The organism is Brevibacterium sp. 2SA, assembly GCF_005502845.1.
GTDB lineage: Bacteria > Actinomycetota > Actinomycetes > Actinomycetales > Brevibacteriaceae > Brevibacterium.
This window is the reverse complement of sequence record NZ_SCMW01000011.1, coordinates 14,220-37,956: the sequence shown is the minus strand read 5'-3', so window position 1 is coordinate 37,956 and position 23,737 is coordinate 14,220. Positions and strand designations below refer to the sequence as shown.

The 23,737-nt window shown below is 69.3% G+C and carries 26 protein-coding genes, 1 tRNA gene and 1 other RNA gene; 11 read left to right on the top strand and 17 right to left on the bottom strand.

What is annotated here, in order from left to right; translation table 11 throughout:
• Positions 1 to 129: 129 nt before the first annotated feature.
• The 3 genes from ffs to FFS20_RS06420 form a co-directional block, all read right to left on the bottom strand.
• Positions 130 to 225: signal recognition particle sRNA small type (gene ffs / locus FFS20_RS06430), an RNA gene on the bottom strand.
• 55 nt (positions 226 to 280) lie between these two features.
• A complete protein-coding gene (locus FFS20_RS06425; RefSeq protein ID WP_137825089.1) occupies positions 281 to 1,594 on the bottom strand; it encodes a sigma-70 family RNA polymerase sigma factor in 1,314 nt (437 codons plus the stop codon).
• Entirely contained in the window at positions 1,594 to 2,019 is a 426-nt protein-coding gene (locus tag FFS20_RS06420) for a YciI family protein (RefSeq protein ID WP_137825088.1), read from the bottom strand. The genes FFS20_RS06425 and FFS20_RS06420 overlap by 1 nt, the downstream gene beginning before the upstream one ends.
• Before the next feature lie 270 nt (positions 2,020 to 2,289).
• Here FFS20_RS06420 and FFS20_RS06415 point away from each other — a divergent pair, with 270 nt between their 5' ends.
• Genes FFS20_RS06415 through FFS20_RS06405 form a run of 3 tightly spaced genes read left to right on the top strand, consistent with a single transcriptional unit; the run spans position 2,290 to position 5,362 of the window.
• Positions 2,290 to 3,357 (top strand): hypothetical protein, encoded by a 1,068-nt coding sequence (locus FFS20_RS06415; RefSeq protein ID WP_137825087.1) that lies wholly within the window; start codon positions 2,290 to 2,292, stop codon positions 3,355 to 3,357.
• Positions 3,357 to 4,166 carry an ABC transporter ATP-binding protein gene (locus FFS20_RS06410; protein WP_137825086.1) on the top strand — a complete coding sequence of 270 codons (810 nt, stop codon included), beginning with the start codon at positions 3,357 to 3,359 and terminating at the stop codon, positions 4,164 to 4,166. Before FFS20_RS06415 ends, FFS20_RS06410 begins: the two co-directional genes overlap by 1 nt.
• Positions 4,163 to 5,362: an ABC transporter permease gene (locus FFS20_RS06405; RefSeq protein WP_137825085.1), complete on the top strand. Its 1,200-nt coding sequence runs from the start codon at positions 4,163 to 4,165 to the stop codon at positions 5,360 to 5,362. Before FFS20_RS06410 ends, FFS20_RS06405 begins: the two co-directional genes overlap by 4 nt.
• Positions 5,363 to 5,543: 181 nt before the next feature.
• Here FFS20_RS06405 and FFS20_RS06400 read toward each other — a convergent pair whose 3' ends face one another.
• Positions 5,544 to 7,061 (bottom strand): MFS transporter, encoded by a 1,518-nt coding sequence (locus FFS20_RS06400; protein WP_137825084.1) that lies wholly within the window; start codon positions 7,059 to 7,061, stop codon positions 5,544 to 5,546.
• A gap of 101 nt (positions 7,062 to 7,162) precedes the next feature.
• On the opposite strand from FFS20_RS06400, the gene FFS20_RS06395 reads away from it, so the two are divergent.
• Both FFS20_RS06395 and FFS20_RS06390 read left to right on the top strand, forming a co-directional pair.
• Positions 7,163 to 8,122 (top strand): helix-turn-helix transcriptional regulator, encoded by a 960-nt coding sequence (locus FFS20_RS06395; RefSeq protein WP_171007016.1) that lies wholly within the window; start codon positions 7,163 to 7,165, stop codon positions 8,120 to 8,122.
• A 123-nt stretch (positions 8,123 to 8,245) separates the two neighbouring features.
• A tRNA-Ser gene (locus FFS20_RS06390) sits at positions 8,246 to 8,333 on the top strand.
• Positions 8,334 to 8,639: 306 nt separating this feature from the next.
• On the opposite strand, the gene FFS20_RS06385 is transcribed toward FFS20_RS06390, so the two are convergent.
• The 3 genes from FFS20_RS06385 to FFS20_RS06375 all read right to left on the bottom strand — a co-directional run bounded on the left by FFS20_RS06385 (position 8,640) and on the right by FFS20_RS06375 (position 11,695).
• Positions 8,640 to 10,229, bottom strand: coding sequence for a SpoIID/LytB domain-containing protein (locus FFS20_RS06385; RefSeq protein ID WP_137825082.1), 1,590 nt, complete (start codon positions 10,227 to 10,229; stop codon positions 8,640 to 8,642).
• 142 nt (positions 10,230 to 10,371) lie between these two features.
• Positions 10,372 to 10,905 (bottom strand): type 1 glutamine amidotransferase domain-containing protein, encoded by a 534-nt coding sequence (locus FFS20_RS06380; protein WP_137825081.1) that lies wholly within the window; start codon positions 10,903 to 10,905, stop codon positions 10,372 to 10,374.
• Between the two features lie 199 nt (positions 10,906 to 11,104).
• Positions 11,105 to 11,695 (bottom strand): TetR/AcrR family transcriptional regulator, encoded by a 591-nt coding sequence (locus FFS20_RS06375; protein ID WP_137825080.1) that lies wholly within the window; start codon positions 11,693 to 11,695, stop codon positions 11,105 to 11,107.
• Between the two features lie 202 nt (positions 11,696 to 11,897).
• On the opposite strand from FFS20_RS06375, the gene FFS20_RS06370 reads away from it, so the two are divergent.
• A complete protein-coding gene (locus FFS20_RS06370) occupies positions 11,898 to 12,395 on the top strand; it encodes a hypothetical protein (protein ID WP_212743297.1) in 498 nt (165 codons plus the stop codon).
• Here FFS20_RS06370 and FFS20_RS06365 read toward each other — a convergent pair.
• Entirely contained in the window at positions 12,385 to 13,344 is a 960-nt protein-coding gene (locus tag FFS20_RS06365) for an NADP-dependent oxidoreductase (protein WP_137825079.1), read from the bottom strand. The genes FFS20_RS06370 and FFS20_RS06365 overlap by 11 nt on opposite strands.
• Positions 13,345 to 13,533: 189 nt before the next feature.
• Between FFS20_RS06365 and FFS20_RS06360 the strand changes: the two genes are divergently transcribed.
• Together FFS20_RS06360 and FFS20_RS06355 are read left to right on the top strand one after the other, a co-directional pair.
• Positions 13,534 to 13,932 carry a YciI family protein gene (locus FFS20_RS06360; RefSeq protein ID WP_137825078.1) on the top strand — a complete coding sequence of 133 codons (399 nt, stop codon included), beginning with the start codon at positions 13,534 to 13,536 and terminating at the stop codon, positions 13,930 to 13,932.
• 116 nt (positions 13,933 to 14,048) lie between these two features.
• Positions 14,049 to 14,723, top strand: coding sequence for a DNA alkylation repair protein (locus FFS20_RS06355; RefSeq protein WP_137825077.1), 675 nt, complete (start codon positions 14,049 to 14,051; stop codon positions 14,721 to 14,723).
• 17 nt (positions 14,724 to 14,740) lie between these two features.
• Here the strand turns inward: FFS20_RS06355 and FFS20_RS06350 are convergent, their stop codons facing one another.
• The 3 genes from FFS20_RS06350 to FFS20_RS06340 form a co-directional block, all read right to left on the bottom strand.
• Complete coding sequence (locus FFS20_RS06350; protein WP_137825076.1) at positions 14,741 to 15,112, bottom strand: transcriptional regulator; 372 nt, start codon at positions 15,110 to 15,112, stop codon at positions 14,741 to 14,743.
• Positions 15,113 to 15,141: 29 nt separating this feature from the next.
• Entirely contained in the window at positions 15,142 to 15,561 is a 420-nt protein-coding gene (locus tag FFS20_RS06345) for a hypothetical protein (RefSeq protein WP_137825075.1), read from the bottom strand.
• A gap of 120 nt (positions 15,562 to 15,681) precedes the next feature.
• Positions 15,682 to 16,131 (bottom strand): NAD(P)H-dependent oxidoreductase, encoded by a 450-nt coding sequence (locus FFS20_RS06340; protein ID WP_137825074.1) that lies wholly within the window; start codon positions 16,129 to 16,131, stop codon positions 15,682 to 15,684.
• A gap of 42 nt (positions 16,132 to 16,173) precedes the next feature.
• Here FFS20_RS06340 and FFS20_RS06335 point away from each other — a divergent pair, with 42 nt between their 5' ends.
• The 3 genes from FFS20_RS06335 (at position 16,174) to FFS20_RS06325 (ending at position 18,414) form a co-directional block, all read left to right on the top strand.
• Positions 16,174 to 17,088, top strand: a complete 915-nt coding sequence (locus FFS20_RS06335; RefSeq protein WP_249356707.1) for a Sir2 family NAD-dependent protein deacetylase — start codon at positions 16,174 to 16,176, stop codon at positions 17,086 to 17,088.
• Between the two features lie 20 nt (positions 17,089 to 17,108).
• Positions 17,109 to 17,687: a TIGR03085 family metal-binding protein gene (locus FFS20_RS06330; protein WP_137825073.1), complete on the top strand. Its 579-nt coding sequence runs from the start codon at positions 17,109 to 17,111 to the stop codon at positions 17,685 to 17,687.
• A gap of 250 nt (positions 17,688 to 17,937) precedes the next feature.
• On the top strand, positions 17,938 to 18,414 hold the full coding sequence (locus tag FFS20_RS06325) for a DUF4190 domain-containing protein (RefSeq protein WP_137825072.1): 477 nt from the start codon (positions 17,938 to 17,940) through the stop codon (positions 18,412 to 18,414).
• Between the two features lie 171 nt (positions 18,415 to 18,585).
• On the opposite strand, the gene FFS20_RS06320 is transcribed toward FFS20_RS06325, so the two are convergent.
• From FFS20_RS06320 to FFS20_RS06295, 6 genes are all read right to left on the bottom strand, one after another.
• The gene (locus tag FFS20_RS06320; RefSeq protein WP_137825071.1) at positions 18,586 to 20,208 is read right to left on the bottom strand and encodes a polyamine aminopropyltransferase; all 1,623 of its coding nucleotides are present in this window, start codon (positions 20,206 to 20,208) and stop codon (positions 18,586 to 18,588) included.
• A gap of 58 nt (positions 20,209 to 20,266) precedes the next feature.
• Positions 20,267 to 20,695: a DUF350 domain-containing protein gene (locus tag FFS20_RS06315; protein WP_137825070.1), complete on the bottom strand. Its 429-nt coding sequence runs from the start codon at positions 20,693 to 20,695 to the stop codon at positions 20,267 to 20,269.
• Positions 20,696 to 20,828: 133 nt separating this feature from the next.
• Entirely contained in the window at positions 20,829 to 21,371 is a 543-nt protein-coding gene (locus FFS20_RS06310; protein WP_137825069.1) for a hypothetical protein, read from the bottom strand.
• Positions 21,371 to 21,991 carry a DUF2617 family protein gene (locus FFS20_RS06305; protein WP_137825068.1) on the bottom strand — a complete coding sequence of 207 codons (621 nt, stop codon included), beginning with the start codon at positions 21,989 to 21,991 and terminating at the stop codon, positions 21,371 to 21,373. Before FFS20_RS06305 ends, FFS20_RS06310 begins: the two co-directional genes overlap by 1 nt.
• Complete coding sequence (locus FFS20_RS06300; protein ID WP_249356706.1) at positions 21,991 to 22,614, bottom strand: DUF4178 domain-containing protein; 624 nt, start codon at positions 22,612 to 22,614, stop codon at positions 21,991 to 21,993. Before FFS20_RS06300 ends, FFS20_RS06305 begins: the two co-directional genes overlap by 1 nt.
• Before the next feature lie 43 nt (positions 22,615 to 22,657).
• On the bottom strand, positions 22,658 to 23,698 hold the full coding sequence (locus FFS20_RS06295; protein WP_137825067.1) for a GNAT family N-acetyltransferase: 1,041 nt from the start codon (positions 23,696 to 23,698) through the stop codon (positions 22,658 to 22,660).
• Positions 23,699 to 23,737: the final 39 nt, after the last annotated feature.

Here is a 23,737-nt window from a genome sequence, read left to right as displayed (position 1 = left end):
AATGCTATTGATGCGAAATCACGAAAGTATTGAGAATGCGTGACAAAGCCCGCGCGGAATTCCGCTTATCGCCTCTCACCTGGGGAATCGGTGTGTCAGGGAGTTGTGGAATCGTGATGTGGAGGGGAATCGAAGGACTCCCCGTGCACCCGCCAGAGCTCGCTTACCCTTGCTGCCTTCCGGCCCTGGGGGAGTTCACAAGATGACGCCGCACGGGGAGCCACCGACCAGTCTAGGCGAGAGCGCGGGCTGCGGACAAAATGAGCGCGTGCGAGGTCGATCACTGCCACCGGCGCGCCTTCGCCAGCAGCACCTCCCGCTCCCGGTCGTTCGTCGTCAGCGCGGCGGCCCGCTCGAACTCGGCCACCGCCTCGGCGCTGCGTCCGGCCCGGGCGAGGAGCTCACCGCGCACGCTCGGCACATGGTGGAACCGCGGGAGGGCCGATGTCACGCCCCTGTCGTCGATGTACTCGAGCCCCGCCTCGGGGCCGTGGGCCTCAGCGAGGGCGATCGCCCGGTTGAGCGTCGTGATCGCCGAAGGGGCGGCCAGTTCGAGGTCGCCGTAGAGGGCGACGATGCGCTCCCAGTCCGTGTCCGCGAGCGTCGGCGACCGCGCGTGGACGGCGGCGATCTCCGCCTGCAGCGTGTACGTCCCGCGGGTCTCGCGCAGCGTCAGGGCCGTCGTCAGCGAGGCCTCGCCGAGGCGGATGAGCGACCGATCCCAGCGCGTGCGGTCCTGGTCGGCCAGGAGGACGGGTTCGCGGTCGGGCCCGATCCGGGCGGGGAAGCGCGCGGCCGTCAGCGCCATGAGGGCGACGAGTCCGTGGACCTCGGCCTCCCGCGGCAGGAGGCCCGCGGTGATGCGGGTCAGTCGCAGGGCATCGAGCGACAGCGCCGGCTTCATCCAGTCCGGTCCCGCGGTCGCCACGTGGCCTTCGGAGAACATCAGATAGAGGACGGCGAGCACCGCGGTGATCCGGCTCGGCCAGGCATTCGCCGGCGGCAGTTCGAAGGGGACCTCGGCGGCGGCCAGCGCCTTCTTCGCGCGGACGATGCGCTGCTGGACCGTCGGAACGGGCAGGAGGAACGCCCGGGCGATCTCCTCGCTCGTCAGGCCGCCGACGACCCGGAGGGTGAGCGCGAGCTGCGCCTCACGGGAGAGCACGGGATGGCACGAGATGAAGATGAGGCGCAGGACGTCGTCGTCGATGGCGTCGGGATCCCACGGCAGGGCGGTGGTCGCCGTCTCCTGCTCGTCCTCGAGATCCTCTCCGAGGGCGGTGATCCGCTCGGCGAAGCGCTCCTGCCGCCGCCACGTGTCGATCGCCCGCCGTTTGGCCACGGTCATCAGCCAGCCGGCGGGGTTCGCGGGGATCCCCGCATCCGGCCACGCGCTCAGCGCCTCGGCCACGGCCTCCTGTGCGAGATCCTCGGCGAACCCGAAGTCGCCGACATGGCGGGTCAGGGACGCGATGATCTTCGCCGCCTCGATCCGCCACGTCGCCGCGACCACCCGAGCCACCGCCTCGGCGGTTCTCCGGTGGTCGCGGTCGGCACCGCCGGCAGTCGGCGCCGTGGACTCCGGTGGGGACATCAGTTCCCGGCGAGCCGGCCCTCGGCGATCCACTCCTGTTCCTTCTGCACCCATTCGTTGTCCTGGGGGAAGTCGTCGGGACCGGTGACGCGGCGGACCTCGATCTGGGAGCCGGCGCCCAACGGTGCGCGCTTGGCCCATTCGACGGCCTCCTCCTGCGAGGAGACCTCGACCATCCAGAACCCGTTGAAGAGCTCCCGCAGCTCCCCGTAGGGTCCGTCGGTGACGACGGGATCGTCCTCGCTGAAGTCGACGACCGCGCCCTCCGAGGCATCGGTGAGTCCGGCGCCGTCGGCGAGGACACCGGCCTCGATCATCGATTCGTTGTACCGTCCCATGGCGGCGATGACCTCGTCGAAGTCGGCCTGTTCGAAGGCGTCGACGGCGGCCTGGTCGACGGCCCGCATGATGAGCATGTACTTCATGATGACTCCTTGCAGTCAGATGAACCTCGGAGAGTCCCGGTCGAGACCCTCTCATGCACTACGTCGAACAAGCCTAGGGCGGATCGACAGGGTGGCGGAGAAAACTTCGGGAAACTTTTCCGCCGCCCCACATGTGGGCGACGTCACCGGCCGAGACCACAGTGTTATCACCTCGTGACCCCGCCGCGACTGCAGATGGTGTGACCTCTGCTTAGGGTGGAGTGTCCCTCCCGTCGATCCCCATCCTCGATCCCCTCCGTTTAAGGAACCATGCAGATCTTCCGCCGCGTCATCCTGCCCAGCGCCTTCCTCTTCGTCCTCGTCGTCATCGCCGCGATCCTCGCCTGGATCGCGTTCAAGCCTGCGCCCGAGGACGGCTTTGACGCCGCCTCAGCGACAGGTGAGCCGGTCGGCTCCTCGGTCTTCGCCGAACGCGGATCGATCGCCAACACCCTCGAGCTCAAGGGCTCCATCGCCGTCGACAAGCCGACCGCCGTCAAGGCCGGACGCGAGGGCACCGTCAATCATTTCTTCGTCCAGCCCGGCGACGAGGTGCTCAAGGGCGCCCAGCTGTTCCAGGTGAGAAGCGAAGGCCAGCCCGCCGAGGCGGGCGCCGGTGACGGTGCCGACGCCGGTGACGGGCAGGAGGCTCCCGCAGCCCCGGCACCGAAGCCGAGCTATCACACGGTCGTCGCTCCCGACGACGGCACCGTCGGCGATTTCGCGGTGGAGAAGAACGACACCGTGACTTCGGAGACCGAGGTCACGCAGCTGCTCAAGGACTCCTTCACCGCCCAGGCCGACATCCCCGCCGTCGACCTCTACCGGGTGCCGAAGCTCCCGGAGACCGCGTCGATCGCGATCACCGACGGCCCCGAGCCCTTCGACTGCACGGCACTGCGCCTCGATCAGGGAGCCTCGGTCAAGAGCGCGCCCAAGCCTGAGGACGCCGGTGCCGAGGACGGCACCATGCCCGAGGACGGCGGGACCGGAGCCGCCGGTTCGGGAGACGGACCGAAGCTCATCTGCGGCATCCCGGACAAGCAGACGGTCTACAACGGACTCGCCCTGACGATGACCGTCGAGGCGGGCAGCGCCGACGACGTCCTCGTCGTCCCCGTCACCGCGGTGCGCGGAGTCACCGACTCCGGCACGGTCTGGGTCGTCACCGAGGACGGCGGCCAGGAGGAGCGCCAGGTCGAGCTCGGCCTCAACGACGGCGCGATGGTCGAGGTCAAGTCCGGACTCGAGGAGGGTGAGGAGATCGAGGAATTCGTTCCCGGCACCGAACCCGAGGACGAGGACGACATGTCCGGCGGCGAAGAGTTCGCCTTCTGATGGGGACGACGCCAGACATCCCAGCCCCGCCCGGAACCGCACCAGGACCAGAGGAGGCCACGGCCGCCTCGGCGCCCCTGCTCTCCCTGCGCCACGTCGCCCGCACCGTGCCCATCGGTGAGGGCAAGCTGCTGACGATCCTCTCCGACATCAACCTCGACGTCCGGCCGGGTGAGCACATCGGCATCGTCGGACGCTCGGGCACCGGCAAATCGACGCTGCTCAACATCCTCGGCCTCCTCGACCTGCCGACGGCAGGGGAGATGGACTTCAACGGGGAGCCGGTGCAGTCGATTCCCCGCAACCGGGCGGCGAAGATGCGAGGCCGGGACATCGGCTTCGTCTTCCAGCAGTTCAACCTCCTGCCCGGCCGCACCGCCGTCGAGAACGTCGAGGCGCCGCTCATGTACGGCACCGGCAGCGAATTCCGGAACCGGCGGAGGATCGCTGCCGAGATGCTCGAGCGGCTCGGACTCGGCGACCGGATCGAGTCGAAGCCGAACCGGCTCTCCGGCGGTGAGCAGCAGAGGGTTGCGATCGCGCGCGCCCTGGTGCGTCAGCCCAAGCTCGTCCTCGCCGATGAGCCGACCGGCGCCCTCGACGTCGAGACCGGCAAGACCGTCATGGGCCTCCTCGACGGCATCACCCGCGAGTCGGGAGCCGCGCTCATCACGATCACCCACGACCTCAGCATCGCGAACATGGCCTCCCGCCGCTTCGCCCTCCACCGGGGCGAACTCCAGGCGATCCTCGACGGGGCGACGGCGCAGACGCTCTCCGGTGCGTCCGCGACAGGAGGTGCCCGATGATCTCAGCATTCCTCGCCTCGATCGTCGAGGCCTGGCAGGAGCTGCGCGTCCACAAGGTCCGCGTCCTCATGTCGCTCATCGGCATCGGGGTGGCCGTCTGCGGCCTCACCCTCGTCGTCGGCTTCGGCAACATGATGCAGAAGGGGCTCGTCGACGACTTCGAGCGCTCGGGCGGACGTGATTCGACGTACATGTTCTCGGTGATCAGTCCCAGCGGCGAGACGAGCGCGGCCGACGCGGAGAAGATCTCCGAGGCGATCGAAAAGACCCAGAGCCGGTTCGGCATCGACTACGTGTCGGCCACCGGGCAGTCGGATCTGCGGCTGCAGAGCCCGACGGGCAGCATCGACGCGACGCTGACCATCGTCGATGCCGACTACGAGGTCATGCACAGGGTGCAGGTCGAGCACGGCAGATGGTTCACCGCCGCCGACGCCGAGAACATGGCCCCGGCGATCGTCGCCGATCAGGAGTTCCTCGACCAGTACGGGCTCGACGCCGGTGCGCTTCCCGCGACCGTCGACCTGCCCGGGCATCAGGCCGGAGTGGCCACCGTCATCGGGTCGGTCGCCAGCCCGAGCTATGCGGAGATCGGCACCTTCTACGCCCTCAGCGCGCAGGCCGACAAGTTCGGACCGTCGGTCTCCCGTCCCACCGAGTTCGAGATGTGGCTGCCCCCGGACGTCGCGCAGCAACTGAGCAAGCAGGTCACCTCCGACCTCAAGCGGCAGCTTCCCGGGTACACCATCGACAGCTATCGCAGCGATTTCGCCGAGGATGCCGCCGGTGCCCTCGGCCCTGTGCAGAACGTCCTGCTCGCCATCAGCATCCTCATCCTCTTCATGGGCATGCTCGGGCTCATCAACATCTCGATGGTGACGATCCAGCAGCGGATCAGGGAGATCGGCATCCGCCGGTCCTTCGGCGCGACGAGCCGGCGGATCTTCTTCTCCGTGATGATGGAGAGCGTCGTCGCGACGACGGTGGCTGGGGCGATCGGCGTGCTCATCGCCGTCCTCGTGCTCAAGGCCCCGATCATCGGGCAGCTGCTCTTCGACGGCGTGGTCACCCCGCAGGTGCCGTTCTCCGCCGTCGTCGTCGGCATGCTCGTGTCGATCGGGATCGGGGCGCTCGCCGGACTCGTCCCCGCGCTCGTGGCGATGCGAGTGCGCATCATCGACGCGATCAGGGCGTAGCGGGCGGCGGGAGCCAGGCGCCCGGTGACTGGAGCCATGCGCCCGGTGACTGGAGGCATGCGCCGGATGAGCTCAGCGAGCCCGGACCGAGACGATCGGTCCGGGCTCGCGGCGTCTTCTGTGTCCAGCCCGAGTTGCCGGGCCTCCTGCAGTCCGGCCTCCAGCAGTCCGGCCGCAACGCTCAGACCGCGAGCGAGCGCCGCGCCTCGCGGAGCAGGACGAGGGCGCCGAAGCCGAAGATCACGCTCATCCCGACCTGGGCGAGGCTCGCGACCGCGAAGGCCGTGTCGAAGCCGAAGCCGGCAGCCACCGCATGGAAGAGCGCACCGAGGAGGGCGACTCCCACGGCGATGCCCGCCTGCTGCATCGTCGCGATGAGCCCGCCGCTCAGGCCCGCCACCCGGTCGGGCACGGCGCTGACGACCGTGCCGACGAGCGGACCGAACTGCAGCGCCTGACCGACGCCGAGGAAGAGCGAGGGGAGCTGGATCCACAGATTGAATGCCTCGCCGGCAGTCGCGGCCACCCAGGCCACCCCGAGCAGGCCGATGACCTGGAGCAGCGTGCCGAGCAGCATCGTGCCCGGGCCGGTGAGCCGCCGGACGACGCGGGGGACGGCGAGCGAGGTGAGGAGGAAGGCCGCGGCGAAGAGGCCCAGGGTGAGCCCGGAGATGTAGGCGGGGTCGTGGTGACCGGTCTGGCTCGTCTGCGCGAAGTTGTACAAGAAGGTGCCGAACCCGCCGAAGAAGACGAACGACATGATCATGCCGACCCATGCCGCAGGCATGCGCACGACCTGCGGGGGGATGAGCGGATGGCGGTCGGTCGCCTCGGCGCGGGCCTGCCAGGCGACGAAGGCGACGAGGGCGAGGACGGCCGTGACGAGGAGGATCGCGGGCAGCGGCAGCCACCCGGTCACCGGACCGAGGGCGAGGCCGATGACGAGGCAGAGCATGCCGATGCCGAGCAGTCCGGCGCCGAGGACGTCGAGCGGCACCGGATGAGGTGTCCGGGACTCGGTGAGCCTCAGCGAGCCGAGGAACGCGGCGAGGGCGACGACGGCGCAGCTGAGGAATGCCGCGCGCCAGCCCCACGCCGCGCCGAAGAGGGAGATGAGGCCGCCGCCGATGACCTGACCACTGACGGTGCCGACCCCGGAGAACGCCCCGAAGAGGCTGATCGCCCGCAGCCGGGCCGCACCGGCCAGGGCGTGCTGGATGCTTGCGAGGATCTGCGGCATCATCAGGGCCGCGGCCAGGCCCTGCCCGGTGCGGGCGACGAGCAGCGCGGCCGTCCCCGGCGCGAGCCCCACAGCGAGGGAGACGATGACGAGGGCGGCGGTGCCGATCGTGAAGAGGCGACGCCGGCCGAAGCGGTCGCCGATGCGGCCGCTGAGGATGAGCCCGGCGGCGAACGACGCGGAGAACAGGCCGACGACGAGAGCGGAGGCGGAGTCCCCGGCGCCGAGGTCGGTCTTGACGGCGGGGATCGCGATGTTCGAGACGGAGAACATGTAGGTCGCGAGGAACGCGCCGACGTGCAGCGGCCACAGAGTCGCCTCGGTCTCGGAGGTCGCGGTCGGGTGGGGGCGCGACGGCGGCTGCGCCGTTGATGCGGTCGGGGCGGTCGCCTCGGCGGGGTTGTCGTTGTGGACGGGAGCACTCGATTCTGCCGTGGCGGCACCGGGAGAGATTCTCATGCTCCCATTGTTCGGTCGTGGTGACCAGGGTGGGAGGGCGTGGTCATGGTGGTGGTCGCGCCACCTGGATGCGGGCGGGGGAGTGGGCGGAGAATGAGGGCATGGCACAGGAGAGGACAAGTGAGCTGGGGCGGTTCCTGCGGTCGCGGCGCGATCGGGTGCGGCCCTGCGATGTGGGGCTGGCGAAGGGGACGAGGCGGCGGGTGCCGGGTCTGCGGCGCGAAGAGGTCGCGGTGCTCGCGAACATCGGCACGAGTTGGTACACGTGGCTCGAGCAGGGGCGGGAGGTCCACCCCTCCGAGTCGGTGCTCGAAGCGATCGCCGAGGCGCTGCTGCTCGACAGGGAGGAGCGCGCGCATCTCTTCCTCCTCGGCGGATACCCGGATCGGGCGACGAATCCCGGCGACTCGGAGGTCGGCGAACAGCTGCGGATGATGCTCGACGAGGTGCTTCCGCTGCCGGCGATGGTCACCGATCCGACGTACACGATCCGGGCGTACAACGAGGTCGAACGGTATCTCACGACCGATCTCGCCGAGGTGGCCCCCGCCGACCGCAACTGCGTCATCCAAGCGTACGAGAACCCCGAGTGGGCCTCGATCTTCCAGCCGCTCGACGAGCACAAGCGACTGCTCGTGGCGAAGATGCGGGCGGCCTACGCCGAGTCGCTCGAGGACCCCGAGTGGGGTCCGCTGCTCGAGCGGCTGAGCCGGTACCCCGACTTCCGGGCGCTGTGGGATTCCGGCAATGTCGGGCGGCGGCTGGGTCGGACGAAGGTCGTCGAGAATCCCTACGTCGGCACGCTCAACCTCACGATGGCCACGCTCATCGCGCAGGAGAACCAGCGGCTGACGCTGTCGGTGTACCTGCCGGTCGACTCCGTGACCCGGGCGCGGCTGGAGACGCTGCACGGGTGGATCCGGGACGGCAGCATCGAGAAGAAGCGCGCCGAGGTCGTCGCCGAACACGAGCGGGCACGCGCTGCCGCGGCTGATGAGCCTGTTCGCGGTGGTGCGCACGGTGATGTGCGCGGCCGTCACCTGCGTGCCGTCGCGGACTGACGGGCCCGTTCACCTGCGGGTCGTCGCCGACTGACTGGCCTGTTCACCTGCGGGTCGTGTGATGGTTCACACTGGGCCTCGGCGATTTCGCATTGCGGTCACGACTCCGATAAGCTGATCCGCGGAGGATTCGCCTAGTGGCCTATGGCGCTCGCCTGGAACGCGGGTTGGGTTAACGCCCTCAGGGGTTCGAATCCCCTATCCTCCGCCAGCAAGCGCAAGCCCCTCACCTGGGAAGTTTCGGGTGAGGGGCTTCTGCGTGCCGGGGCGGATGCGCGACACGGGGCATCGTTGCAGCGGCACGCGATGTCGGTGCGGCGACACGCTGCGAGTGGTGGGGCGATTGCGCGACACGGGGCAGATGTCGGGCAGAAGTGAGATTGCCCCACGACTGGTCGCCTGCGTTTCAACTTTTGGCCCGCAGGGAGGCGTGCACATTAGCGTTCGCTCGGGAGCGTGAGCGCTCCGGAGCGGACTCTGCGGGCCGCCAGGCACCGGGATTGCTGCAGCCCTCTGCTCACCCCATGGTGAACGACGCTGACTTGAGCTTGAGCGCGCTGCGCAGCTCGGCGCCGGTGCGGGTCGCTGTCGCTCCCTTCGTCGAGGTCGCCTTTGCGGAGGTGACAAGCCCCGCCTTCGTCCGGGTCAGCGACACCGTCGCAACGTCGGGCAGCCCGAAGGCCTTCGCCATCGCCGCCTGCGAGGGCGTCACGGTCCATGAGGCATTCGGGTTGCCGGCGGCTTTCGCCTTCGACGCCGCATCGTCACGGGACTGCAGGTAGGGGACATCGCTGCCCCACACCTCGGCGGCGGAGTTCGTCGTCCCCGCCGAGGACGAGGAGTACACGGCATCGATGAGCGCGCCCTTGTACATGACGACCTTCGCGTTCCTCACGTTCGCCCCCGACCCCGACTGCGTGGCCTGGACGGCCCTGCGCCACGGTCCGCTGTCACGGGCGTTCTCGTGCGCCCAGCCCTTGAAGTGCTGCGAGGTGACTTCGTCGTAGACATTGCACGCGCACTCGGCCTTGAGCGGCCCCAGATTGCGGTAGGCATACGTCCGGGCGGCGATCGCCTGCGCCTCGAGCGCGGGGGACTGCCATGACGCGGGGACCTCGGCGATGCCCGGCAGGTACTCGGAGTTCGTCCGCATGACGCCGAGGACGTTGAGCGCGCCCTTCAGCTGCCGGACCTCGATCTTCCCGTGCCGATAGGTCCCCGTCGACCCCGACTGGGCGCGGCTGACCGCGACCGTCGTCGCCTGCGACCCCGACCAGTACCGCGTGTTCTGCCACTCGACGGTCAGCCACGAACCCTCGTAGGACTGACCCCCGACCTTCGCCCTGACCGTGCCCGACGACGTCCGCTCAACGGTGATCGCCGACCCCGACTCGACCGTCGTGCGCCCGACCTTGACCCGCAGACGGCCCGCGGACGGGGTCAGCGTCACCGACTTCTCCCCGGCGAGCAGCTGGACGGTGATGTCGGAGTTCGCGTTCGCCGAGGTCTGCGTGACCGTCGCCGGGTTGTAGTAGTGCTCGAGGATCTGCGTCGCGCTCTTGCCGGCGGCGGCCATCCCGCGGGCCCCGTACTGGCTCATCCCGACCCCGTGGCCGAAGCCGGCACCCTTGAGGGTGAACGACGACGGCGCCGTGGTCAGTTCGATCTTCGCCCCGGCGGCGCTCGTCCACGTGATGCGCCCGTTCTCGAAGTCCTGCCGGGTCACGGATCCCGCCCGGTACTCGTTGCTCGTCGGGTAGCCGAGTGGTCCGTTCTCCCAGCCCGACTGCTGCCACGCCGTGCGGATCGCGCCCCACGTCGCGTGGGCCCCGGTCGCCTTCGTCCAATGGATCGTGCCCGCCCTGAAGGTCTGGTAGCACCCGCCGTCCCTGAGCGTGCAGCGCTCGGGACCGACCGCCGGGCCCAGCCGTCCGGTGTCCCCGCCGAGCGAGCGGTGCATCGCACCGATGCCGCCGCCGGTGGGGTAGGCCGCCGCGGCCGGTTCGGGCACCCCAATGGTGAGCGCACCGGAGACGGCGACGAGGAGAACAGTGAGCAGACAGGAGAGGACGCCGGACGGCATACGCCCGGTGGAGGAAGCACGCATGTGATGATCATATGCGCAGGTGGCGCGGCCACGGACACACCGAGGTGAAACGCAGACGAACTCCCCGGAACCGCGGTCCCGGGGAGTTCGCGCGCCGAGGCAGACGCCTCAGCCCAATCCTCAACTCAATCCGCCAGCCGACTCACTTGAGGGCATCGGCGATCGCGGCGTTGAACGCGTCGAGATCGCCGGGGTTGCGGGAGGTGATGAGGTTGCCGTCGACGATGACCTCGGAGTCGCTCCAGTCGGCTCCCGCATTCTCCAGATCGACCTTCGTCGACTCGAACGACGTGAGCTTCCGGTCCTTCGCGAGGCCGGCCTGCGCGAGGATCCACGGGGCGTGGCAGATCGCGGCCACCGGCTTGTCGGCGGCGAAGAACGCCTTGACGAGGGCGACGGCGTCGTCATCGGTGCGCAGGGTGTCGGCGTTGATCGTGCCGCCGGGCAGGACGAGCGCGTCGTAGTCATCGGCGTTCGCCTCGGCGACGGGCACGTCGACGGTGAACGTGTCGCCGTGGTCCCAATCGTTCTCCATCGCCTGCAGGGTGTTCTCCGCGGGCGAGATGATCACGGTCGTCGCACCCGCCTCATCGAGTGCCGTCCGCGGACTCGTCAGCTCGACCTGCTCCACGCCGTTGGTGAGCAGAAATGCGATCTTCTTGTCGGACACGGCCATGGTGGCTCTCCTTCTCTCATGCATTGCTGTCGGACACGGGCCGGCTCGGTGCCGGTCGACCCGATCGCTGCTCTTTGACGCAACTCGGGTTGTCCCCATTCAACCGCCTGACCCTGAGAGAACATTCCGAACGGCGGCAGCTGGGCCAGGGTGCGTGATCTGCGCGGTCGGGCAGAGCGCGCGATCCGCGGCGGCCCGGTCAGGGTGTGGGATCGCCGAGGCGGACGATCGCCTCAGCGGAGGCGGCGACGGCGTCGTCGACCCAGTCGGGGATCGCTGTGCCGATGAAGGGGCGGACGATGCCGTAGGGGGCCAGGCGCGTTCCCGTCGAGAGGAGTTCGCGCCGGTGGGGTGTCGGGTCGGCGAAGCGCCGGGTGAGGAGGCCGTCCATTGCCACGTCGATGTCGTCGTTGATGTGCGCGGCGTCGTCGCGGACGCCGAGCGGACCGTCGGCGGCGAGTGCCGACTGACGGAAGAGCAGCATCGAGCGCGCCTCTTCGGGGTGGGCACGGCAGAAGGCCGGGATGTGCCGTGCCGCGGCCCGCACGGCCTCGTGCGGATCCTCGAGGTCGTACGCGGCGAGGAGGCCGACGTGGAAGCGGCCGATCGACCGCAGCCAAAGGCGGGCGAAGACATCGTCACGCGAGGGGAAGCGGTGATAGATCGAGCCTGTGGGGCCGCCGATGCTCCGGGCGACGTCGGCGATCGTCGCCCGGGGGCCGTGGACGGAGAGCGCATGGGCGGCTCCGTCGAGGATGTCGTCATCGGAGAAGCGCGCGGGTCTTGCCATGGCATCCGATCATAGCTAGTTTTAGAGCATGGGTTTTAGAACGAGGAATTTAAAACTGGCGAACCGCGAGCCACAGGCCCGCGAGCCACGGGCCTGGGAGCCACGGAACCGAGAGCCACGGACCTGGGAGCCACAGAACCGCGGCATACCGCGCTGGGCACGCATCGCCGGCTGGGGCGCGCTCGTGCTCCCGCTGCCGAGCGTGGCCTGGCGCATCGCGCTGCTCGCCGGCGTCGATGTGGGGTTCGGCCTCGCAGATGAGGTGCGGTTCTCCGCCGGCGCCGTCGTCTACGTCCTCGGCCTCGAGGTGCTCACGCTGCTCGTCGCCGTGGCCGGCTTCGGACTCATCCGGCCGTGGGGCGAGGTCGTCCCGCGGTGGGTGCCCCGCCTCGGCGGGAGGACGATCCCACCGCTGGTGCCGCTCATCGTCGGCGGCATCGGCACCGTGGTCCTGCTCGGGCTCATCGGGTCGGTGCTCGTGAAGTTCGTCCTCGCCTGGACCGGGATCGTCCCCGGGTGGACGCCCGATGAGGGGATGAGCGCGGGGGAGCGGGCCGTTCTGCTGGCCTGCTACATCCCGTTCTTCGTCTGGCCCGTCGCGATCGCGGTCGCGCTCATCGGCTATGGGCGCAGACGACTCGGGGTCCGGTCCGCGCGTGTGCCCGCGGACCGCGCCCCGGCGTCGGACGTCACTGCGTGAGGTAGTCCGTCTGCTCTGCGGTGAAGGGCTTGGGCTCCATCCGCAGCAGCACCTTGCCGACGGGGTGGCCGTCGGTGAGGAACCCGTAGGCGGCGCGGACGTCGTCGAGGCCGAAGACCCCGCCGATGGGCACGACGACGTGGCCGTAGGCGATCGCCATCGCCAGCCAGGGCAGATCCTCGCGGCGGGCCTTCGCCTGGCCGTCGGTGTGGACGCCGAACTTGTCGGCGACCTGCGGGCCGGCGGCGATCGAGTTGATCCGCGCGGCGGGAACGCCGAGGCCGAGCAGCATCTCGATCTCATCCTCGCCGCGCGTCGAATACGCGGCCTGGATGCCGTTCGGGGCGGCTTCCCGCAGGCGCTCCTCGAGCCCGGGACCGTACTCGACGGCGTCGATGCCGAGTCCGTCGAGCAGCTCGACGTTGCCGGGACTCGTCGTGCCGATGACACGGGCGCCGAGGCCGAGGGCGAGCTGGGCGGCGATGATGCCGACCCCGCCCGAGGCGCCGGAGACGACGATCGTCTCGCCGGCCTGCGGGGCGATCGCGCGGATGCCGGCGACCGCGGTGTTCCCGGCGACGTTGAGGCCGCCGGCGACATCGGTGCCCAGACCCTTGGGGATCTTATTGAGATGCTTGCCGGGATCCTTGACGAGGACGTAGTCGGCCTCCGACTGGTTGGGGACGCCGCCGAAGACGAGGTCGCCGGGGGAGTAGTCCTCGACGCCCTCACCCACCTCGGCGACGACACCGGAGAAGTCCATGCCGAGGCCCCGCGTGCCGCTGCCGGATCCGAAGCTGCCCGAGAGGATCGCGAGGTCGACGGGGTTGAGGCCGGCGAAGCGGACGTGGACGCTCACCTGTCCCGGGCCGACCGTGGGGGACTCGACGTCGACGACCGAGAGTTCGTCGGTCGTGCCGTGATTGTCGTACTGGACGCGCTTGGTCATGCTGCACTCCTCAAGTGGTGGGAATCGCTCGCGGTCGGGACCGTGGCGCAGGCTGAGCCCTGCACTGTCCTCAACGACGCATGCCCGAAGCGCATTCCCGGGACGCGGGCCTACCCTGGGAGGTGGGAAGGCGCAGATCGGGCTCGCCGAGGTGGTCCGGCGCTCCCGTGACCGGAGGAGGCGCCAGCGATGGCCAGGTACCAGATCTTCAAGCACTACCGGGGGACGCCGGAGTACATCGACTTCGTTCCCATGGACGAGTGGACGCCCGCCGAGGTCGATGCCCACGTCCAGTACATGAACGATTTCGCCGATCGGCTGTGTGAATCCGGCGAATTCGTCGACTCGGCGGCGCTGTCGCCGGAGGGCGCCTTCGTCCGGGCTTCGGGGCCGGACCTCACCCCGGAGGTCAGGTCCCCGTTCCCCGAGTCGAAGGACCTCGTCGCTGGGTGGATGATCATCGACGTCGCCGACTGGGACCGCGCGCTCGCGCTCGCCGCCGAACTCTCCGCGGCCCCCGGCTTCCAGGGTGCCCCGATCAACGAATGGCTCGAAGTCCGGCCCTACCTCGGCGACGACGCGCACTGACGGATCGCCGACGAAGTACGAACACGCGCGGTCACCGCGGTGCGGGAAAGAACAGCGATCGCGGTGTGGGGCAGAATGAGTGTGCGCGGCAAGGGGAACGACAGTGAGGGGACGACATGGTCGAGGCGACGGTGGCAGGGGTGAGGGCGGAGCTCGCCGAGCTCGAGGACCCCAAGGCGCGGGCGATCAACGAGCGGCACGGCGACGACCACGGGGTCAACCTCACCAAACTGCGCGGCATCGCGAAGGAGCTGAAGAAGAACGACGACCTCGCCGCCGAGCTGTGGGCGACCGGGGACACCGCCGCCCGCCTCGTCGCGATCCTCATCATGCGTCCGCGCAGCTGGGACGAGGCCGAGCTCGACGGGATGCTCCGTGAGTCGCGGGTCCCGAAGGTCCACGGGTGGCTCGTCAACTACATCGTCAAGAAGTCGAAGCACGCCGAGGCGCTGCGGACGACGTGGATGGCCGACTCCGATCCGGTGTTGGCGTCGGCCGGATGGGCTCTGACCTCGGAGCGGGTGGCGAAGGATCCCGAGGGCCTCGACCTGCCGGGCCTCCTCGACGTCATCGACGCCGAGATGAAGGAGGCGCCCGAGCGCCTGCAGTGGGCGATGAACGAGACGCTGGCGTCGATCGGCATCGAGAACCCCGAGCTCAGGGACCGCGCGCTCGAGATCGGCGAGCGCCTCGAAGTGCTCAAGGACTATCCGACACCGCCGAACTGCACCTCGCCGTTCGCCCCGATCTGGATCACGGAGATCGTCCGCCGCCGCACTGAGGGGAAGTGACGCTGACAGGTGCGCGCTCAGCGTCCGCCGGCGAGTTCGCGCAGCGCTTCGACGTGACCGTCGAGGCGGGCCGCGCCGTCCTGCGTGATCGAGACCCAGGTCCGCGGCCGTTTGCCGACGTAGCCCTTCGCGACCTCGACGAGGCCGGCCTTCTCCAGTGCCGTGATGTGCCGGGAGAGCACCGAGTCCGAGACCCCGAGCGAATCGCGCAGCAGCTTGAACTCCGCGCGATCCCGGTTCTTCAGGCTGGCGACGAGTCCGAGCCGGGTCGGGTTCCCGAGGTCCGGATCGATCCGGGAGAGGGTCTCGCCGAGGTGGGGGATCGTCTCCTCGGTCGCGGACTCCGAATCGGCTCCGGTGCCGTCGGCTGGGGCGGTGGAGGGAGTCATCGTGGTCTCCTCATTCGTCTCTGCGCGCCTCACCGGCGCAGTCCGATGAGAGCCCCGAGGATGCCGGCGACCCAGACGACTCCGGCGGCCGCGACCGTCACCCACGATCCCGCAGTGAAGCTGTCGGCGATCACCCCGGCGATGAAGGCGAGGATGATGACGGGCAGCCACGTCACCAGCAGGAGCGTCGACCGGCGGCTCCAGCTCAGGGCCGCGACGAGGTAGACGACGAGCGCGGCGGCGAGCCACGCGGCGCTCGCCCCGAGGAAGGTGAGCTGGGTCGTCGAATCGTCGATGAGCGCCATCCCGACGAGCCCGATCGAGGCCGCGGCACTGATGACGAGGAGGAAGAGGACGAGCGGCCACGCATCGGTGCTGCGGGCCTGCTTCTGCGTCGAGTCGATCTGGGCGAGGAGGTCGGTGGCTTGCTGCGGGGTGGGCGTGGTCATGGCAACTCCTTCGGTGCGATCACTGATCCTGATCCAACGGGATGACCGTCGACTTCCGGTGGAAGTGATTTCACCCTACCAACTACTTTCCATATTGGAAAGTAGTTTCTCGAAACAATCTCAGAGCGCCGAGGCGGCCACCGTCGCGGCGAGCTCCGTCGCGGTCTCGAGATGCCCCTCGTCGACCGCGCCGGTGAGGACGAGCGGATCGAAGACGAGCGCCCAGCCGAGCCCGGTCGTGATCTGCGTCATCGCGGTCTCCGCGCCGGTCGTGTCATAGCCGCCGTGTATCCAGTAGGAGAAGGGCCGACCGGCCGTGGGCTCGCGCACCGCGTCATACGTGGTGTCGAAGAAGTGCTTGAGCGCCCCGGAGATGTAGCCGAAGTTCGCCGTCGTCCCGAGCACATAGGCGTCGGCGGCGAGCACGTCGTCGACGGTGGCCTCGAGGGCGGGTCTGACGGTGACGGCGATGTCGCCGAGCTCGGGCAGGCGCAGTCCGGCCTCGGCCGCCTCGGCGATTCTCTGCGTCGATGGTGACGGTGAGTGATGAACGAGCAGTACGCTGACCATACGGCCACGATAGACGCAGTCAGCGGGGACTGGGGAGAGAGAATGAGCAAGGAGACCGAGGAGACCATGGCAGTCATCGTCGATCCGCTGCGCGGGCGCACCCGTCCGGTGGCCAGCCACACCGATTCCGAGATCATCGACGTCCTCACCACCGGGTACGACCCGGGCGACTGGGCGGTGCTCACCGGGGCGGGAATGAGCACGGATTCGGGTATCCCCGACTACCGCGGCCCCGATGCCGCGCCCCGCCGGCCGATGACGATCCAGAACTTCCTCTCCTCACCCGAGCAGCGCGCCCGCTACTGGGCGCGGTCCTGGGTGGGCTGGCCGCGGATGGAGTGGGCGGATCCCAACCCCGGCCATCTCGCGCTCGCCCGCCTGCCGGTCGCCGGCATCATCACCCAGAACGTCGACGGTCTCCACCAGACTGCGGCGCGGGAGGTCGGCAGTCGGAGTCCCGTCATCGACCTCCACGGCAGCCTCGACCGAGTCGTGTGTCTGAAGACCGGCCACACCTTCGACCGCGACTGGGTGCAGGACGAGCTCACCGCGCTCAACCGCGATTTCATCGCGCTCACCGGCATCGACCCGATCGACGTCGAGACCGCGCCCGACGGTGACGTCGACCTCGAGGAGACCGCGCACTTCCGGGTCCTCGACTGTCCGATCTGCGGCGGCCTGCTCAAACCCGATGTCGTCTACTTCGGCGACGCGGTCCCGCCCGATCGCGTCGCGGAGGCGAACCGGATCTCTGATTCGGCGGCGGGTCTCCTTGTCCTCGGATCGTCGCTCGCGGTGCTCTCGGGGCTGCGCTTCGTGCGGTCGGCGGCGAAGGAGGGCAAGCCGGTCGTCATCGTCACCGACGGCCCCACCAGGGGAGACGACCTTGCCGATTATCGTTCGATCTCCCGGGTCACCGACTTCGTCAGAGAGTGGGCGTCCAGAGAAATCCAATGAGTCAGTGACAGACTGCCACCATGACCAGTCTTGCTCGCGCAGAACGACTGCGCCTCGTTGCCGCTGCCCGCGCCGCCGGTGAGGACGCGCCCACCCTCTGTGAGGGGTGGACGACCAGAGACCTCGCCACCCACCTCGTCATCCGCGAACGCGAACCCGTCGCCGCCATGGGAATCATGGTGCCCGCGTTCGAAGGCAGGCTCGAGGACAAGGAGCGCGACTACGCGTCGATGCCGTACTCGGAGCTGCTCGGTCTCGTCGCCGCCCCGCCGAAGTGGACCCCGGGAGCCTGGCCCGGCGTCGGCTCGGTGATGAACACGACCGAGTACCTCGTCCACCATGAGGACATCCGTCGCGCCGAACTCGAATGGTTCCCCCGCCGCCTCTCCCGGAAGGACAACGCGACGGTGTGGGCCCAGGCCCGGTTCGCGCCCCTGCCGTACGCGGCGAAGGCGAAGGGCCGCACCGTCATCGTCAGTCCCGGTTTCGGCACCCACGCCGCCGGCCGCGGAGAGACGACGACGGTGACCGGCGAGCCCGTCGAGATTCTCCTCTGGCTCCTCGGCCGCACCGACCACGCCCTCGTCGACGTGCGCTGAGGCTCGCCGAGGCGGGGCGAACCGCGGGTGCGGTGCCGGTGGTGTGCCGCCCGAAGAGGTAGATGCCGGGCGCCTGCCGGATCCGCCGGCCGGGCACCCGCTGGATGAGCTTGTCGGATGCGCCCGCTGGATTCGACCGGGGGAAAACCCCCGCCGAGGTCGGCGGGTATGTCCATTCCCGTCGTCGCGGGTCGTTCCTAGGCTGAAGTCATCAGCCTGGAGTTCGGACCACACGAGAGAGGCACCCGCGATGAGCACACCGGTCGCACCCCAACCCGACAATCGATTCGACCCGACCGGAGCCGGCCGGCTGGGAGTCCGGCCTGACGAGACCGATCCCGACCGGCAGTCGGCCTACCCGCAGCAGCCCGACGCACCCCAGTCATACGCCCAGGGGTCATACGCCCAGGGGTCATACGCGCATCCCGATCAGCCCTACGCCGATCGGCTCTACCCGGCCCAGCGGGCGGCAGAGGATCCGGGCAAGGTGCTCGGCATCATCTCGCTCGTCGCGACCCTGTCGACGTTCATCGGCTTCAACTTCATCGGCCCGGCCATCGGCATCGTCACCGGGTACATGGCCCGCCGCGCCTCGAAGGAGGCGGGCTTCGGCGACAACGAGTTCGGCAAGTGGGGCTTCATCCTCGGACTCGTCTTCATCGGCATCGCCGTCGTCGGCGCTGTCCTCGGCGTCTCAATCAGCATGATCGTTGCGATGATGTCGTAGCTGCGATGATGTCGCAGCCGCGACCGCAGCAGAGGGCCCGCGCCCGGTCACCACGACCGGGCGCGGGCCCTCTCTCGTGCTCAGCACCTGACCACGTGCTCAGGACCCGGCCACGTCTCAGCCCCCCCCGCGCACAGCACCCGACCCCGCGCGCAGCACCCGACCTTGCACTCAGTACCCGACCCACGCTCCACGCTCCTGGTCGAGGACCTTCGGGTGGAGGAGGGTCGAGGCTTCGACGTTCTTCACCGAGGAGCGGTCGCGGTCGGGAGGGAACGTCGTCGAAGCGCTGAGCACCTCTGGCGTGGCGAACCTCAGGCCCGGCGGCGCATCCGCCGGCAGGGCGACGGTCGGCCCGGTGCCGCTGTCGGTCCCCGCCAGGCTGCCGCTGCTGCCGGCATCCCCGGGAGCCGCGGCGAGGAAGTAGCCCCAGTCGCCGAAGCTCGGCACATCGACGTGGTACGGCGTCGTCGCCAGTCCCGCCTCGGTGACGGCCTGCCCGATTCCCCAGTACGCCTCCGGGGCGAAGTACGGGGACCCTGCCTGGACGACGAGGCGGGCTCCGGGAGCCATGACCTGCTTGATGAGCCCGTAGAACTCGACGCTGTAGAGCTTCGAGGTGGCGACGTCGTCGGGGTCGGGCAGATCGGCGATGACGGCGTCGTAGGCCGGGTGCTCGGTCTCCCGCAGCCACGTGAACGCATCGGCGGCGACCGTCGTCACCCGCGGATCGTCGAGCGAGTTCTTATTCGAGGCCGTGAAGTGGGGCGAGGTGCGGGCGAGCTCGACGACGCGGGGATCGAGGTCGACGAGGGTGACGGTCTCGACGTCGGGGTACTTGAGGATCTCCCGCACGGCGAGTCCGTCGCCGCCGCCGAGGACGAGGACATTGCCGCGGGGCCCGTTCATCAGCGGATGGACGAGAGACTCGTGGTAGCGGTACTCGTCGACCGAGGCGAACTGCAGGTCGCCGTTGAGGTAGAGGCGGGTGTCACCGGTGCGCAGGGACTCGGTGACGACGATCTCCTGGTAGTCGGTGCGCTCGGAGACGACGATGGGGTCGCGGTAGAGGCGCTGCCGGGCCGTCACCTCGATGTCGTCGGTGAAGACCCACACGACGGTGAGGCCGCCGACGATGAAGACGAGGAGGCCGGCGAGCAGGACCCGGGTGCGGCGGGCCACCTCGGCGCGGAAGAGCCAGAGGACGATGAGGATGCCGACGACGGTGTTCGTGATGCCCACCGCGAGCGCCCCCTTCGTCAGCCCGAAGAGGGGGAGGAGGACGAACGGGAAGGCAAGTCCGCCAACGAGGCCGCCGACGTAGTCGGCGGCGAAGAGATCCGCGACCGCGCTCGAGGCCCGCTGCGCCCGGATGCGCTGGACGAGTTCCATGAGCAGCGGGATCTCCGCGCCGATGAGCGCTCCGATGAGGAACGCGAGCCCGACCATCGCCACCGTGTAGACGTCGGCGAAGGCGAACGCGAGGTAGAGGAGGATGACGGAGAGGCCGCCGATGATGCCGAGTGCGGCTTCGATGAGGGCGAACGCGACCGCGGCGAAGCGGGTGAGGCGCTTCGTCGCGAGCGAGCCGATGCCCATTGCGAAGACCATGACGGCGAGCACGATCGAGGCCTGGACGATCGTGTCGCCGAGCAGGTAGGACCCGAGTGCGACGAGCGCGAGCTCGTAGACCATCCCGCAGCTCGCGCAGATGAAGACGGCGAGGAGGACGAAGAAGCGGGCAGGCCCCGGTTGCAGCGGGAGTGTCAGCGGTGCCGGTGCGGTCGTGCTCAACGCGGTTGTGTCCTGCGGGGAGTGCCCGTGCCGGGCTCGGCAGTCGGCGAGCCCGAGGTCACAGGAGTGCGGCGGCCATGATGCCGGCGATGCCGATGTGCGCCGAGGCGTTGACCCACACCTCGGGGTGGAGGGTGCTCGCGTTGACGATCTCCCCGCGCTTGCCCGGGGTGAGGGCGTCGATGAGGAGGAAGCTCGCGGCCATGAGGATGATGCCGATGATGCCGAAGAGCAGCGTCGTCACGATGCCGGCGCCGAGGTCGTCAGCGCTCGCGCGGATCGCGGCGATGACGATGATCGCGACACCGAGGAGGTCGGAGGCGACGAGGACGGCGGCGTTCGGCGACTTCTGCTCCCAGAGCACGACGTGGAGCTTGCCCGGGGTGAGGAGGTCGACGACGAAGTAGCCGACGAACATGAGGAGGATTCCGCTCGCGGCATACGCGAGGACGACCCCGGTCTCGTAGAGGAGCATGTCGAGGATCATGGCTGCCTTTCCTGGTGCTGTCGTCGCTGGTTCGGTCGCTGTCTGATCATCTGGCCGAGGCGGTTCCACCGGCCGGGGCAGTTCCAGCTGCCGGGGCGGACCGGCGTCATGCTGCTCCTCGGCGTCGGGCCGCTCATTTGCCCGACCCCGGTCCGCCGCCGCGGAAGTTCGAGCCGTCCCCGTAGTTCGACCCAGTTCCGCCCGAGCCTCCACCGCCGAAGAAGAACGGGAAGAAGAAGAATCCGCCGCCGCCGGAGCGGGAGGCGTCGCATCCGACGTACTCGTAGTTGTCGCCGTTCTTCACGTAGTCGCCCTCGCCGGGGTTCTCCACGTACTGGTTGTCGACGCGGTCGTAGTCCCCGCAGTTGCCGCCGCCCGAACTGCTTCCGCAGCTCTGGAACATCATCGCGACGAGGAGGAGGACGACGACGAGTCCGATGACGGCGCCGCAGCCGAAACGGCGCGGCTTCCTCCCCGAGCCCCCACCGGAGTTCCCGCCGCCAGGGCCGCTGGCGCCAGGGCCGTTGCCGAACTGCCCGTTGCCGCCGGGGCCGTTGCCGTACCGTCCGCCGGGCCCGTTGCCGCCGGGCCCGTTGTCGAACCGGTTGCCGCGGTTGTGCTCGGCGTCGAAGTCGAAGGAGCCGCCGCCGGTGGAGATGTTCGGATTGTTCGACATCACCGTCCACCTCCCGCCGAGGCAGTCGCCGGCTCGGGTGCGCCCGTGAGCGCGGTCGTCGTGCGGACGATCTCCGAGTGCTGCGGGTAGACGTGCCACGTCTCCCACGCGAGGTGTCTGGAGTCGGCGGTCGTGAGCGCGAGTGCGGTGAGCGCATCGCGGTCGCCGGGGAACCGGGCGATGACGTGACGGTCGTGGGCGCGGACACGGTCGAGCACCTCGGCGACGGAGGTGCGGAACTCCGCCGGATGCGCGGTGCGCGTGCACCGGAACTCATGGCGGGTCAGCCCGGCCCACGCACCACGGGTCCGCACGGGGGCATCCCACGTCGGCGGGGTCGTCGCGGTGGTCGGCGCCTGAGCCGGCACCTGGGCCGGCGGGCACGCGAAGGTTTCGATGAGGAGGTCACGGTCCGCGGTGGCGAGGACGACCTGATGCGAGGAGCCGATGACGTGGAGCTCGAGCCGCAGCCCCGCACCGGTGACGCCCGCTGGCTCGAGGTCGACGATCTCACTGGCCAGCGGCGCGATCCGCGGACGGGTGAGGGAGAACCGGAGGTCGTCGGCGCTCGTGTCGGCGAAGGGAACGTCGACGGTGACGTGCGGGGCGGTCGGGCTCATCAGCTGCTCGAGTAGATCGTGAAGGAGCCGACGGGGACGGGTTCGCCGGTGCTGACCTCCCAGCGGCCGTGGTCGAAGCGCTCGAACGCCAGCAGCTTCCCGTCGGGGGATTCGTAGTCGACGTAGTCGAGGCCGCCCTTCTCGTTGAGACCCGTCGTGCCCTCCGAACGGTAGGAGGCGGTGCCGTGTTCGACGAGGCTGTAGTCCGTGCCGTCGATCGTGATCGACTTCGACGTCGGTTCGATGTCGAGGTCGGGACGGTCGCGCCAGCGCGAGACCTGGAGGTCGGGGTCGTGCTCGACGGTCAGCCACAGGCGGGTCGCGGAGTCGTCGGACTGGAAGAAGTGCTCGGCCCAGTCGTAGCCGCCCTCGGAGATCCGCAGGGTGCCGCGCACGAAGTACTTCTCGTTGCCGAACTCGAGGAGGTCGCCGGCTTTGATCTGGGCGGGGTCACCGCCGGTGTTCTGGTCGGCGGCGAAGGGGTCGCGCGGGGTGCTCGGGGCAGAGTTCCGCGCCTCGCGCTCCCTCTGCGCCTTCTTCGCCCGCGACCGCACGATGAGGATCGTGACGATGACGACGATGATGAAGACGACGATCATGATGATGACGTTGGAGGAGGACACGGTAGCCTGCTTCGCTTCGATAGCCGGTGCGGTCAGGTTCAGTCTAATCGACAACCGGGCTTTCGAGAGCGGTCATCGTGTCGGCGACGACGAAACCGAGCTCGTCGTTGAGCGCGAGCATCGCCTCATTGTCCGTGGCCGTGTACGTCTGCAGCCAGCGGACCGCGGCGGCCTCCGGGAGGTCGTGGAGCTGGCGCAGGTTCGCGATCTTCAGCGCCCGACCGATGCCGCGGCCGCGGTACGCGCGGTCGACGAGGGTGTCCTCCTGGACGGCGATCTCCGGGGCGTGGCGCGAGACCATGATCTCCGTGTACCCGACGGCCAGGGGCTCGTCACCGGTCATCTCCGCCATCGAGCTGACGAGGACCCAGCCCTGTTCGTCCATCCGCTCCTCGTGGCTGCGGATCGCGGCGACGTCGGCATGGTGGTCGGTGCGGGTGAGATCGCCGAGGGGGACGTCCTCGTCCATCTGCTTGCGCAGGGTCGCCCACGCCTCGACGAGCTCCTCGGGGCACATGCCGATCCACGAGACGATCGACCAGTCGGGGTCGGGGTGGACCTCGGTGGGGTCGGCGGGACCGATGTCGGGAGTCGATCTCGTGGGGGACTTGTAGCGGTTGGCGTCGGCGTCGAGATAGGCGGGCAGGTCGAGGAGCAGACGCTGCTCGGCATTGCCGACGTGCATGCCGCGGGATTCGGCGAAGGCGATGCCGGCCGGGGTGTAGGTCTCCGTCTGGACGACCGTCGCCGCGGAGTCGCGGAGGATCTCATCGACCGCATCGGCGATCGTCGTGCCGTGACCCTGGCGCCGGTGAGCGGGGAGCACGGTGAGTTCGACAAGGGCGGGGGAGTCGGCGACAAGGGTGATCTCCGCCCCGCCGATGAGTTCCTCGCCGAGGCGGGCGGTGAGGGCGATGTCCGTCCTGTCGGTGCGCGGCTGAGAGAACTGGAGGAGCATCGACTCCTCGCTCTGCCACCACACGGCGCTCCGGTCGTCCGTGTAGCCCTCGCGCATGATCGTCAGCCACTGCCTGAGACCGTCGGCGTCGTCGGCGTCGAGGCGGGTCACGATGAGCTCAGCCATGCAATGAGTGCATCATGTGACGCGTGCCATTGCAAGGGT